A 14,045-nucleotide genomic window follows, 5' to 3' on the forward strand; every position below is an offset into this window, starting at 1 on the left:
ACAAATCTATTGATTTGCATTACCGTTCGTTTATTTTGAAATTCTTTTATAGAATTTTCAAGGTTGTTTTACTATTTAGTTATCAATGTTCAATTGGCTTTCGCCTTGTTGTTTATTCGCTATCGCTTTATGCGACAACTTCTTAAGTATATAACACCCATCAGCATTTGTCAACAACTTTTTAATTAATATTTTGTAATTAGTTTGTTGTAATTAATCACTTATAATCAATTTCGAATTGGTTCTTCGGGGAAGTTTATGATAACATTCCACGTTGCTTCTGTCAAGGCTTATTACAAAAAAATAACAAGCTTTTCGCCTGTTAAACTTTAAAGGAGAAGGAAGGATTTGAACCATTACATTTCTATTCAATAAGAAATGTTGTGGCCTATACCATACTATCTCTATATAATAATAATCAATGTCATATATAATTTTAATTACCTTCTGCTAAGTTGCAATCAAGCACATATCAGTGGGTACTTGAAGATAATATCAGATTTTCCAATAAATCGCAAGTACTTTTTTATATTTCTTTCAATTACTTTGTACTTCTTTGAATTACTTTCAATTTGCATTAGATTTTAATATCCAGCACAATATTTAAATTCTATAATTTCTACCACTTAATTCTAACCCTTGCCTTATTAAAATGCTATCACAACTAACCGCTATCGCTTTCTATTAACATAGAATATTCTTATCAATAGCAATATCATATAAGCATTTGCAAAAGTATAGAATCAGCTGTTGAACAAAAAAAAGTTTATAGGCAACTAACACCTATAAACTCTAATTTTTGAAACTATATTATCTCTTAATTCATGAGCGGAGAAAGAGGGATTCGAACCCTCGCGCCGCGCAAACGACCTACACCCTTAGCAGGGGCGCCTCTTCGGCCTCTTGAGTATTTCTCCGAATTCCAAATAATATGAATTTTTCGTATGAACTCTTGTCACACGCAAAGCTGATTATATCAAACATATAAGTGAAAGTCAATTACATTTTATCAATTATTTGATTTTTATTATACATACTTACCTTTATACTAATAACTATGGAATAATTGTGCCAATTACGTTAATTGACTTGATTTTATATTATATAGAATATGTGATAATCTATTAGAAAATTCGTTTAATTAACCTTCTAGTATAAAATAAATATAAGGAATAGGTATTTTGATCTAGAATGTCTATTCCTTATATTCCTTATATTCATTGATTTAATATTATTTATAGATCTTCTAATTATTTGTATAAATGATACTTTTTCTTCTTAGCTGTTATGAAGGCAATACATGCTTCACCTAACAATGATACTACAAATATTATATCTGATGAATCACTTGTTTTTGGTGATGTTTTAGCTTCATCTGCATATACATCTGGAGCTGGAGCTGATACTGGAATTGGAACAGTTTATTTTCATCTAAATATACACTTTAATGGTCCTTGCTGGACCACTAACGCTGTTTGTCTGCTTAACAAATACATATGGTCCTTCTATTATATTTGATTCTTATGCGCCTACAAACACTACCGTCCATATTGATGATACTATTAATAATATCATTGTTGTAAAAATTATTATTAATCTCTTTTTATTCATTTTACTACTTACATTTTCTTTCATGCTGTCTTCTATTATTTAATCGATTGATTATAAAATTTTTCTGTTTCGTTTCCTTATAATGCTCTGTTTTTAAATTTTCTGTTTTGTAATACTATATTTTCTCTTAATTATTTTCTTTTTTCAATAAAAAAGTAGGCACATGTTTAATATTAAACATGTGACCTACTCTTTCGTAATTGTATCTATAGTACCTATTATATCCATTCACTCTATGAAATATTCCTTAATTGCTGTTTCATATAGATTATTTCCTTCGCTATCGATTACTACGATTACTGGAAAGTTCTCAACTTCTAGTTCTCTAATCGCTTCTGTTCCTAAATCATCGTATGCAATTACGGTTGATTTGGTAATTCTTTGTGAAAGCAATGCGCCAGCTCCCCCTACCGCTGCAAAATATACAGCTCCATTTCTAATAATCGCTTCTTTGACTGCTTCACTTCTTTTTCCTTTTCCAATCATTCCTTTAAGCCCTAAGTCAAGAAGTGACGGTGCATATTTATCCATACGACTTGAGGTTGTTGGACCTGCCGAACCGATAGGCCTACCTTCTCTAGCTGGTGATGGTCCCATATAATATATAATATTATTTTTCATCTCTATCGGTAGGTTCTCACTATTTTGTAATGCCTCATACATTCTCTTATGAGCAGCATCCCTTGCTGAATAAATGATTCCTGAAATATATACATAATCTCCAGCTCTCAAAGCCTTCGCATCCTCATTACTAATTGGTGCTTTTACATACTTGTCCATTTTTTTCCTCGTTTCTATCACGGTTATCCACAAATCTAATATAATTCATCAAATATTGTGGATAATGATATATTTTCTTCTATATAAAATGTTTGATTCTCAAAACCATTTCTGGTTTCTATATCACTTTGTATCACTCTATATCACTTTACTTTATATCACTCTACGTACATGCCTATTAACGTGGCAACATATATTAACTCCTACTGGAAGACCAGCAATATGCGTTGGATATGTTTCTATATTTACCGCAAGTGCTGTTTTTGTACCACCTAATCCTCCTGGTCCGATTCCAAGCTTATTGATTTTTTCTAATAACTCAACTTCAAGGTCACGCACATATGGAATTGATGATAATTCTTCAAGATTTCTTGTTAGCGCTTTTTTTGCAAGAATCGCACATTTTTCAAAGGTACCGCCTATACCTACACCAACTACCATTGGAGGACAAGCATTAGGGCCAGCATCTTTTACTGCTGTCAGAACTGCTTCTTTAACTCCTTCAATTCCATCCGCAGGTTTTAACATAAACACACGACTCATATTCTCACTTCCAAATCCTTTTGGTGCAACTGTAATATCAATCTTATCACCGTCAATAATTTCATAATGAATTACCGCTGGTGTATTATCCTTCGTATTTTCTCTAAATATTGGATCTTTTACAACAGACTTTCTTAAATAACCATCAAAATATCCTCGTCTTACACCTTCATTTATAGCATTTGTAATATTACCGCCTTCAAAATGAATATCCTGTCCTATTTTTATAAAAATCACTGCCATGCCTGTATCCTGACAAATTGGTATCATATCATTAGAAGCTATATCAAGATTTTCTTTTAATTGATTAAGAATTTGCTTTCCAAGCATTGATTTTTCATCTTCAACCGCTTGGTTAAATACTTTTTTCATATCCTCTGATAGATAATAATTTGCTTCTATACACATTTCCTTAATATTTTCAGTAATAATATCTACTTGTATATTTCTCACAACGATACCTCTTTCTTATATATTTTAAAATTTAATTTACATAATAAAAATCAAATAACTTTTTCGTATTTCATAGTACCATAGGATAGAAATTTATTCAATGAATGATTACTTTCCTATAAGAAAATTAGAAGGGACTCCTAAAAAAAAATGAATCATATACCACTTTAGTTATTAAACTAAGTAGTATATGATTCATCTTCTCATTATTTCGTCAGTTATCTAGCGTTCATCTGACTCAACTTTACTATCCATTTCATCTAATGCTTCTTTAATCTCAATTAATTTCACTCATCATTACTATCAATTGGGGTTACTTCATTGTTACTCTCAACGCCGTCTACTTTATCTGTGGTCTCAAGTTCATCTGTTATCTTTATTCCATCCGAAATATCGATATCATCATCTTCTTCTTCAAAGCCTTCAACTTCGTTATCATTTTCGTCGTTAGGATTACTTCTGATTTTAGAAATTGTTGCTACCTTGATTCCCTTTGCAAGATTAATTAACTTTACGCCTGATGTAATTCTTCCAAGTTGTGATATATCTTCCACTTTAAGCCTTATGATTATTCCTTCAGTCGTTATAATCATAATTTCTCTTGTATCATCAACCGCTTTAACTCCAATTACATTTCCAGTCTTTTCGTTAATCTTATAACATTTAACACCTTTACCACCACGGTGTTGAACTGTAAATTCTTCTATTAAAGTTCTCTTACCCATACCGCGTTCGGATACTATAAGAAGAGAATCCCCCTGCGTATTTAACTGCATACCTATTATTTCATCTTCATCAATCAGATTCATACCGATAACACCCATAGCACTTCTTCCTGTTGGGCGCACATCTGCTTCTTTGAATCTGATACATTGACCTAGCTTAGTCACAAGAAGAATATCTTTTGTATTATCAGTAAGTTTAACTTCAATAAGCTCATCATTTTCTTTCAGTGTAATTGCTTGAATTCCGGTTTTTCTAATATTAGAATACGCGCTAACTGGTGTTTTTTTAACAATACCTTTTTTAGTCGTCATAAATAAATAATGATCATCTTCATATTCTTTTATTGGAATAACTGCATTTATCTTTTCACCTGGTTGCAACAACAATAAGTTGATTATCGCAGTTCCTCTTGCGGTTCTACTAGATTCAGGTATTTCATAAGCTTTGAGTCTATATGTTCTACCTGTATTCGTAAAGAACATTAAGTAATGATGAGATGTTGTCATCAAAAGATCTTCTATATAATCTTCATCAATCGTCTGCATGCCCTTAATTCCTTTACCACCTCTGTGCTGGCTCTTGAAATTATCTGGTGTCATTCTCTTAATGTATCCTAAGTTCGTTCTTGCAATTACTGTGCTTTCATCTGGAATCATATCTTCCATTGTAATATCAAATTCATCAAATCCAATTGTAGTCCTTCTAATATCACCAAATTTTGCTTCTATAACCAAAAGTTCTTCTCTGATAAGCATTAGAAGTTTCTTTTCATCTCCAAGAATTGCTATTAATTCAGCTATTCTTTCCATTAATTCATTGTGCTCCGCTTCTAGTTTAGCTCTTTCCAAACCTGTTAATGCACGAAGTCTCATATCAACAATAGCTTGTGCCTGTACCTCAGATAAAGAAAACTTTTCTATCAAACCTTCTTTGGCAATTGTTACATTTTGTGAAGAACGAATAATTCTTATTACTTCTTCTATATTATCAAGTGCTATCATTAACCCTTGTAATATATGAGCTCTTTCCTGCGCCTTATTTAGATCGTACTGAGTCCTTCTTGTAACAACTTCCTTCTGATGCATCAGATAATAATTTAGCATTTGAAATAAATTAAGTACTTTTGGCTCATTATTAACAAGTGCAAGCATTATTACACCAAATGTATCTTGTAACTGCGTATGTTTGTATAATTGATTTAAAATAACATTTGCATTCACATCTCTTCTAAGTTCTATACAAATTCTCATACCTGTTCTATCTGATTCATCACGTAAATCAGTTATTCCATCAATCTTTTTATCCCTAACAAGTTCTGCAATTTTTTCAATTAATCTTGCCTTGTTAACCATATATGGAAGTTCCGTTACAATAATTCTATTTTTATTATTGTTCATTGGTTCAATATCAGTTATTGCACGAACTCTTATTTTACCACGGCCTGTTCTGTAGGCTTCTTCAATTCCAATTTTACCAAGAATTGTAGCACCCGTAGGAAAATCAGGGCCCTTTACGATTGCTAATAATTCATCTATTTCTGTAACTCTATTTTCTAATACTTGATTATCAATAATTTTAACTACAGCACTTATTATTTCTCTCAAGTTATGAGGTGGAATATTAGTTGCCATACCTACAGCAATCCCTGATGTACCATTAACTAAAAGGTTCGGATATCTAGCTGGAAGAACTGTTGGTTCTTTTTCAGTTTCATCAAAGTTTGGAATGAAATCCACAGTATTTTTATTAATATCTGCAAGCATTTCCATGGATATTTTACTTAAACGAGCTTCTGTATAACGCATGGCAGCTGCACCATCACCATCCACAGATCCAAAATTTCCATGACCGTCAACTAATGGATATCTTGTTGAAAAATCCTGTGCAAGTTTTACCATGGCCTCATAAATTGATGAATCACCATGAGGATGGTACTTACCCATTGTATCGCCGACAATACGAGCACATTTTCTGTGTGGTTTGTCTGGACCATTATTTAATTCTATCATTGAAAATAATATTCTTCGTTGAACAGGTTTTAGACCATCTCTTACATCTGGAAGCGCACGAGCAGCAATTACACTCATTGCATAATCGATATATGAATTTTCCATTGTTTTCTGAAGGTCAACTTCATGAACTTTATCAAAGATATGTTCATCCATTTTATTTGTTTCCTTTCTGTGTGAATTGATTTTTATAATTGGGACGGATTGGAATTCCATATACATATGCTTGCAGGCTTAGTTGAGCTAAAGCTCAAGATGCGCCTGCAAACATATGTATATGGAATTCCAATCCTGCATTCTTTCGAAATAAAAAATGAATTCTTTACATAATTTGAAATTATTCCAACAAATATAATGATTTCACACCGCGCTGAATCCACTCTTTAAATTCTCTAGCTTCTTTATTTATTTATTGAATGATTGTCTTTTTCTCATTTATCAAATATTAAATATCAAACATCTAGATTTTTAACATATTTTGCATGGGCTTCTATGAATTCACGTCTTGGCTCTACTTTATCGCCCATTAGGGTAGTGAATGTAACATCGATGTCTGCGCTTGCTTCTTCGTTCATCTTTATTTTTAGTAAAATTCGTTTGTGTGGATCCATTGTTGTATCCCATAATTGGATTGCATCCATTTCTCCAAGACCTTTATAACGCTGTATTTTGTTATTTTGATCTCTTCCTATTTCTGTAATGATTTTATTTAATTCCTCATCACTATATGCATACCATTCTTTCTTACCCTTTTCTACTTTGTATAGTGGTGGTTGAGCAAGATATACATAGCCTTGTTTTATAAGCTCGGGCATAAATCTATAGAAAAATGTAAGTAAAAGTGTAGCAATATGAGCTCCATCTACATCGGCATCTGTCATAATAATGATTTTATGATATCTTAATTTTGCAATATCAAAATCGTCATGTATTCCAGTTCCAAAAGCTGTAATCATAGCTCTTATTTCAGTGTTTCCTAAAATTCTATCAAGTCTTGCTTTTTCTACATTAAGAATTTTTCCTCTAAGAGGCAAAATTGCTTGAGTTGCTCTACTGCGTGCAGTCTTTGCAGAACCACCAGCAGAGTCCCCTTCTACGATATATATTTCACAATTTTCTGGGTTTTTATCTGAACAATCAGCTAATTTTCCTGGAAGTGTTGTATTTTCAAGTGCTGTCTTTCTCCTGGTTAAATCCCTTGCTTTTCTAGCTGCATCTCTCGCTCTTTGTGCTAAAAGTGATTTTTCACAAATAACTTTTGCAACAACTGGATTCTGCTCAAGAAAATAAGTTAGTTGTTCACTTACAATATTATCAACTACCGCTCTAACTTCACTATTACCAAGTTTTTGTTTTGTCTGACCTTCGAATTGTGGATTTTCAATTTTAACACTTACAATAGCCGTAAGTCCTTCTCTAATATCATCACCAGTTAAATTAGGATCATTTTCCTTCAATAACTTATTTGTTCTTGCATAATCATTAAATGTTTTTGTTAACGCATTTTTAAAACCAGCAAGATGCGTTCCACCTTCTGGAGTATTAATATTATTTACAAAACTATAAGTACTTTCTGTATAAGAATCATTGTGCTGAAGTGCGACTTCAACTTCAACTTTATCTTTACTTCCTTCACAATATACAATTTCGTTGTAAAGCGTAGTTTTGCTTTTGTTAAGATATTCAACAAATGCTTTAATTCCGCCTTCATAGTGAAATATTGTTTCTTTCTTTTCTTCTCTATCATCACTCAAAATTATCTTTAGACCCTTTGTTAGAAATGCCATTTCTCGAAGTCTTTGTTTTAAAACATCAAAATCATAAACAGTTTCTTCAAAAATAGTTTTGTCAGGAATAAATACTACTTTCGTTCCTGTCTTTTCTATATCACAATCACCAACAATTTTAAGAGGATACATAACTTTCCCTTTTTCATATCTTTGTTTGTATACATGACCATTTCTACATACTTCTACTTCTAACCACTCTGATAGTGCATTTACTACCGATGCACCGACTCCGTGAAGACCACCTGATACTTTATATCCCCCACCGCCAAACTTACCACCTGCATGTAAAATTGTAAATACTACTTCAACAGCTGATAAACCAGCTTTATGATTAATTTCTACAGGAATTCCTCTACCATCATCAATAACAGTAATTGAATTATCTGCATTTATTTGAACACTAACAGTTTTACAATATCCTGCCAACGCTTCATCAATTGCATTGTCTACTATTTCATAAACGAGATGATGTAAACCTCTAGAAGCGGTAGTACCAATATACATACCAGGTCTTTTTCTTACGGCCTCAAGACCTTCAAGAATTTGAATTTGTTCAGCACCATATTCTTCCACTTTAATTCCTCCTAATCCTTTAATTTTCACAGGATACTTGTCCTTCTATTACTTTATATATTTTATTAATATTAAATCTATTATTAATGAACTCATCAAGCCCCGTGCATGTGACAATCGTTTGAATGTCTCCAATGCTATTCAGTAAAATGTTTTGCCGGCTACTATCGAGTTCAGATAATACATCATCAAGAAGTAAAATTGGCGTATCATTAATTATATTTTTTACCAATTCAATTTCTGCTAACTTAAGTGAAAGTGCACAAGTTCGTTGTTGTCCTTGTGAACCATATTTTCTAACATCATTATTATTTATATAAAAACTAATATCGTCCTTATGAGGTCCAAAACTAGTTACTTTGTATTTAATATCTCTTTCTCTTGAAATAAAGATTGTTTTTTCAAAATTTTCTTCACTAACTGAAGGAATATATTTTATTAATAAATTTTCTTTATTTCCACTCAATTTATTATGTATGTGATAAATAATGGAATTAATCTGATTCACAAATTCAATTCTTCTTTTTATTAATTCTTTTCCGTATTTAACTAATTGAATATCCCATATATCAAGTGTTTCCATATTTTTTTTATCAAAACCTAAATCTTTTAAAAGTTTACTTCTTTGAACCAATACTTTATTGTAATTAACGAGATTATAAAGATATATCTTATCTAATTGACAAAGTTCCATATCAATAAATCTTCTTCTTTCAGATGGACCGTCCTTAATAATATTTAAGTCCTCAGGAGAAAAAAATACAATATTCAGTATTCCAAATAATTCTACTGCTTTTTTTATTGGAATTCCATTAACTGCAATTCCTTTTGATTTATTTTTTTTTAGATGCATATCAATTCTATAGTTTATTCCATTTTTATTTACTATTACTTTTATATGTGATTCTTCACTTTCAAAAGCTATAATCTCTTTATCTTTGCTTCCTCTATGAGAACGAGTTGTTGCACACACATACAAAGCTTCTAATATATTTGTTTTTCCTTGTGCATTATCTCCATATATGATATTTGTTTTATTATCAAATTGCATATTTAGAGTCTCATAATTTCTATAATTTTTTAACTCTATGGATTTAACTATCATTCATTTACCAACTATTCTTTATTTATTCTTTATTTATTCTTTTAATATCCTTTTAAGCTTCAATTTTGATTTGCTTTTCATTAAAAGATACTATATCTCCTGCTCTTAACTTTTTACCTCTCTGAAATTCAACATTTCCATTAACTTTCACATAACCATCTAAAATTACATCTTTTGATTCTGCACCTGATTCAACTAACCCAGCAGCTTTTAGAGCTTGCCCTAATTTTATATATTCTTCTCTTAATTTTATAGTTTCCATACTTATCCTCGTTTCTGCGCATCTTTTAAATTATATTCAATTTGTTTATTTAACTAAGCATTAAAATTTACTGGAAGAATAAGATATATATATTTTTCCTCTTTATCTTTTATAAAACAAGGAGCCTTTGAATTAACTAGATATATACTTATTTCCTCATCTTCTATTACTCTTAATGCATCAATTAGAAATTTTGGATTAAACCCTATCATAATATCTTTACCTTCTTTTGAGATATCAATATTTTCATTCAGTGATCCAATTGCTGAGTTAACTTTTAATTCTAGTGAACCATCTGTCACATTAATGATAATTGGTTTTTTATCATTTTCTTTAATTAATAAGGTCGCTCTATCGATACAATTTAAAAATTCTTTTTTATTTACAAATATTTTTGTCTCATAATCACTTGATAGCATTTGATTTATTTTAAAGTATTCTCCTTCTATTAAGCGAGATACAACAATGGTATTATCAAATTCAAATAAAATATGATTGTTTGTAAAATAAATATTTACTATTGCATCAACATCATTTGATAAAATTTTACTTATTTCATTAAGTGTTTTTCCAGGAACAACAACTTTAATGTCGTCTGCTTTTCCATCTAATTTTATTGTTCTTATAGCTATTCTATGACCATCAAGTGCAACTACTTTCAGTTCATTATCTCTTACTTCAAATAACTCACCTGTCATCATCTTATTATTGTCATTCGCAGCTATTGAAAAAATAGTTTGATTAATAACTTCTTTTAGATAAAATTGTGGTATCGTTATACATTTACTTTTTTCAATCATTGGAATATAGGAAAAATCATCTCCTGCTTTACCAGATATATTAAACATAGATTTTTCACATGTAATAATTGCGTTATAATTTGAATCTGTTTCTATCGTAATATCATTATCAGGTAATTTTCTAACTATCTCAGAAAATATTTTCGCATCTATAGCAATTTTCCCTTTTTCTACAATATCACCTTCTATTTTAGTTTCTATACCGAGTTCCATATCATTTGCTGTAAACTTAATTTCATTAGCAGTAGCATCAATAAGAATACATTCTAGTATAGACATTGTTGTTCTTGTAGGGACAGCTTTAAGAACTATACCTACCCCTTTTAAAAGATTCGATTTTGTAAATATTAATTTCATTTGTTCATAACTCCTTTCACGTTGTGTGTGGTTAAAAATGGCATATATAATATATATAAATTTAGTAGTAGTAGTAGTAGTAGGTGTGGATATGTTAATAACCACGATGGGGCCAGTAAATATATGAATTTGACCACATTAAAAACTATGTTAAGAACCGACCTTAAGGGTGTGAAAGAATTATGGATAACTGTGATTTAGTTAACATAATATTTTAAGGTAAAAAACGGTTAAAAATAATCAACATCATAAGCACATAGTATTAACAGGATATAAAGACTGTTTTGTGGATAACTATTATGTTGGATTAATCTTTTTTATTAAGATATCAACAATGTTTTTTGTAACTTCGTTTTTTAATATTTCTTTTGATATTTTCTCTGCACCATGAATTATTGTAGTATGATCTCTTTTTCCAAGAATTTTACCTATTGATTGAAGAGGAACAGCGGTCATTGTCCGGCAAAGGTACATAGAAATCTGTCTTGGATATACAATCTCAGCATTCCTTTTTTGTGAAATAATTTCTGTAGGTGTAAGGTTAAAGTGATCGGCTACAATTTGAATGATTAATTCAGGAGTAACTTCTTTTTTTGTATCAGGAGAAATAAGATCTTTTAAAGTGTCTTCAGCAAATTCAACAGTAATATCGGTATGAGAAAGTGTTGAATAAGCAACTAACTTAGTTAATGCACCCTCTAATTCTCGAATACTTGATTTTATATGGGTTGCTACATAGTCTTTTACTTCATATGGTATCTCATATCCTTCAATTTCAGCTTTTTTATTAAGAATTGCCATTTTCGTTTCGTAAGTAGGAATCTGAATATCGGCAGTAAGTCCCATTTCAAAACGAGTACGAAGTCTTTCTGTTAGTGTTTCCATTTCTTTAGGTGGTTTATCAGATGAAATAATAAGCTGTTTGTTTGATCCATATAAAGAATTAAAAGTATGGAAAAACTCTTCCTGCGTACTTTCCTTTCCTATAATAAACTGAATATCATCAATTAATAAAACATCAATAGATCTATATTTTTCTCTAAATTCTGAATTTGTATTTTTTTGATTTTTCAAAGATTCTATTAATTCATTTGTAAAAGTTTCAGATGTTACATATAAAACCTTTAAATCAGGCTTGTTATTAATAATGAAATGAGCGATTGCTTGCATCAAATGAGTTTTACCAAGACCAACTCCTCCATATATAAAGAGGGGATTGTAAACTTGTCCAGGAGTTTCCGCTACAGCAAGTGAAGCTGCGTGAGCTAAATTATTATTATTACCTACAACAAATGTATCAAATGTATAGTTAGGATTAAGGTTAAATTGTTGAATGCTTCCATTGTTACTAGTATAGGAAGAGTTATTATTTTTATTATCCGCGTTTTGCTTATCTTTTGCAGAAATAAGTTCAACTTCAAATTCTTCTCCCATTACTTCACAAATAGTAACTCTTAGCGGAACCAGATATTTTTTTTCTATATAATTAATACCCATATGCTCTTCTGATACGAGAATGGTTACCATATTATCAAGGACAGAATATATTTTTAGAGGTAAAATCCATGTTTTAAATGAAATATCGGCTATCTCATATTCTTCTTTCATTGTTTCAAGTATTAACTTCCATTTTTGCTTTAATAATTCTTCCATTTATATCTGCCTTTCTGGCTCGCTTATTTCAATTTAAACATATATTACTATATAATATATTATTTTGGACAAATTTTCAATGCTATTATTATATTTAATGTTATTAATGGCAGAATATACAAAAAAAATCATATAATATTTAGGTTACATAACATTTAGTGTTTTACATAGATTATGACGTCCTCAAAAAAGTTATAAAATCGTCTGTGAATAAGTTTTCAACAATTTAAGAGGCTAAAAACCCATATTTTTCAGTTTTTTATTGTCAAAAGGCAAGATTATCAACACTTATGCACAAGTTATAAACAATTTGTGGATAAGATTATGTAAATTAAAAACAGCAAAATTGGTTTCTAATAAAATTTTAATAGGGATATTTATTTAAATTTTTATAATATATTGATGTTTTTCTTGACTATAATAAGTTTTATGAATATAATAGAAATGATGTTTTGAAAATATGACTAGAATAAATATGAATCCCATATATATTTGGTAAAAAAGGAGGTGCTTTTAATATGAAGATGACATTTCAACCTAAAAAAAGATCTAGATCTAAGGTTCATGGTTTTAGAGCAAGAATGAGTACACCGGGCGGCAGAAGAGTAATTACTGCAAGAAGAGCAAAAGGAAGAAAATCATTATCAGCTTAGGCCGCATATATGTGGCCTTTTTTTCTCTTGTCATAATTAAGCCATTATAAGCTTAATTATAAGGAAAGATGATAATTTAGAAACAAGAAAAGATATTTAAAATTAAAATTCAATAATCTGGTATGGGAAACGTAATTATGAAGTTTGAAAATTTTGAAACATTAAAAAAAAATACTGACTTTCGTATGGTATATAACAAAAAAGGTTCTTATGCCAACAAATTGTTAGTCATGTATATTTTGCAGAACGGAACGGATATGAATAGAATTGGAATATCTGTGAGTAAGAAAGTCGGGAATAGTATTGTCCGACACAGACTAACTAGGCTTATCAGAGAAAGCATTAGGCTTGATAGTGATAGGATTAAAAGAGGTTATGATATTGTTATTGTAGCCAGGGTTGGTCTAAAAGATAAAAATTATTTTGAAACTAGGGATGCTGTATTGCATCTTTTAAGACTTCACAAGCTTTTGATAGGAAAAGATTTTTAATATGATTAAGAAGTTATTTATAAAACTAATAAAATTATATAGAAAATATATTTCGCCACTTACAAGAAGCAGCTGTATTTATACTCCGACATGTTCTCAATATGCTATTGAGGCAATTGATAAATATGGTGCTTTTAAGGGTGTCTTTTTGGCTTGTAAAAGAATATTAAGGTGTAATCCATTTTCAAAGGGTGGATATGACCCAGTTCCTTGATAGGTATTAGATGAAAATAACGGAG

At 30.3% G+C, this 14,045-nt stretch carries 12 protein-coding genes and 1 tRNA gene; 4 read left to right on the forward strand and 9 right to left on the reverse strand.

The genetic code is table 11. From position 1 onward, the window contains the following. Window positions 1-829: 829 nt before the first annotated feature. Window positions 830-917, reverse strand: a tRNA-Ser gene (locus BMY18_RS11810). A 370-nt stretch (window positions 918-1,287) separates the two neighbouring features. On the opposite strand from BMY18_RS11810, the gene BMY18_RS20760 reads away from it, so the two are divergent. Then, window positions 1,288-1,518: a hypothetical protein gene (locus BMY18_RS20760; RefSeq protein ID WP_139197271.1), complete on the forward strand. Its 231-nt coding sequence runs from the start codon at window positions 1,288-1,290 to the stop codon at window positions 1,516-1,518. A 321-nt stretch (window positions 1,519-1,839) separates the two neighbouring features. Here BMY18_RS20760 and BMY18_RS11815 read toward each other — a convergent pair whose 3' ends face one another. The 8 genes from BMY18_RS11815 to dnaA form a co-directional block, all read right to left on the reverse strand. Continuing rightward, window positions 1,840-2,391, reverse strand: a complete 552-nt coding sequence (locus tag BMY18_RS11815; protein WP_092454271.1) for a Fe-S-containing hydro-lyase — start codon at window positions 2,389-2,391, stop codon at window positions 1,840-1,842. Between the two features lie 153 nt (window positions 2,392-2,544). Continuing rightward, on the reverse strand, window positions 2,545-3,387 hold the full coding sequence (locus BMY18_RS11820) for a fumarate hydratase (protein ID WP_092454273.1): 843 nt from the start codon (window positions 3,385-3,387) through the stop codon (window positions 2,545-2,547). 287 nt (window positions 3,388-3,674) lie between these two features. Continuing rightward, complete coding sequence (gene gyrA, locus BMY18_RS11825) at window positions 3,675-6,278, reverse strand: DNA gyrase subunit A (RefSeq protein WP_092454274.1); 2,604 nt, start codon at window positions 6,276-6,278, stop codon at window positions 3,675-3,677. 296 nt (window positions 6,279-6,574) lie between these two features. Then, the gene (gene gyrB / locus BMY18_RS11830) at window positions 6,575-8,509 is read right to left on the reverse strand and encodes a DNA topoisomerase (ATP-hydrolyzing) subunit B (protein ID WP_092454643.1); all 1,935 of its coding nucleotides are present in this window, start codon (window positions 8,507-8,509) and stop codon (window positions 6,575-6,577) included. Then, a complete protein-coding gene (gene recF, locus BMY18_RS11835; protein WP_092454276.1) occupies window positions 8,505-9,590 on the reverse strand; it encodes a DNA replication/repair protein RecF in 1,086 nt (361 codons plus the stop codon). The genes gyrB and recF overlap by 5 nt, the downstream gene beginning before the upstream one ends. A 52-nt stretch (window positions 9,591-9,642) precedes the next feature. Next, entirely contained in the window at window positions 9,643-9,852 is a 210-nt protein-coding gene (locus BMY18_RS11840; protein ID WP_092454278.1) for an RNA-binding S4 domain-containing protein, read from the reverse strand. A 53-nt stretch (window positions 9,853-9,905) separates the two neighbouring features. After that, the gene (gene dnaN, locus BMY18_RS11845) at window positions 9,906-11,009 is read right to left on the reverse strand and encodes a DNA polymerase III subunit beta (protein WP_092454280.1); all 1,104 of its coding nucleotides are present in this window, start codon (window positions 11,007-11,009) and stop codon (window positions 9,906-9,908) included. A 297-nt stretch (window positions 11,010-11,306) separates the two neighbouring features. After that, window positions 11,307-12,662 (reverse strand): chromosomal replication initiator protein DnaA, encoded by a 1,356-nt coding sequence (gene dnaA / locus BMY18_RS11850; protein ID WP_092454281.1) that lies wholly within the window; start codon window positions 12,660-12,662, stop codon window positions 11,307-11,309. Between the two features lie 518 nt (window positions 12,663-13,180). Here dnaA and rpmH point away from each other — a divergent pair. The 3 genes from rpmH (at window position 13,181) to yidD (ending at window position 14,020) form a co-directional block, all read left to right on the forward strand. Then, window positions 13,181-13,315 (forward strand): 50S ribosomal protein L34, encoded by a 135-nt coding sequence (rpmH, locus tag BMY18_RS11855; protein ID WP_092454283.1) that lies wholly within the window; start codon window positions 13,181-13,183, stop codon window positions 13,313-13,315. A gap of 137 nt (window positions 13,316-13,452) precedes the next feature. Continuing rightward, complete coding sequence (gene rnpA / locus BMY18_RS11860; RefSeq protein WP_092454285.1) at window positions 13,453-13,806, forward strand: ribonuclease P protein component; 354 nt, start codon at window positions 13,453-13,455, stop codon at window positions 13,804-13,806. 1 nt (window position 13,807) lies between these two features. Then, entirely contained in the window at window positions 13,808-14,020 is a 213-nt protein-coding gene (yidD, locus tag BMY18_RS11865) for a membrane protein insertion efficiency factor YidD (RefSeq protein ID WP_092454287.1), read from the forward strand. Window positions 14,021-14,045 lie beyond the last annotated feature (25 nt).

It is taken from the genome of [Clostridium] fimetarium (genome assembly GCF_900111235.1).
In the GTDB taxonomy this organism is placed as follows: domain Bacteria; phylum Bacillota; class Clostridia; order Lachnospirales; family Lachnospiraceae; genus Clostridium_N; species Clostridium_N fimetarium.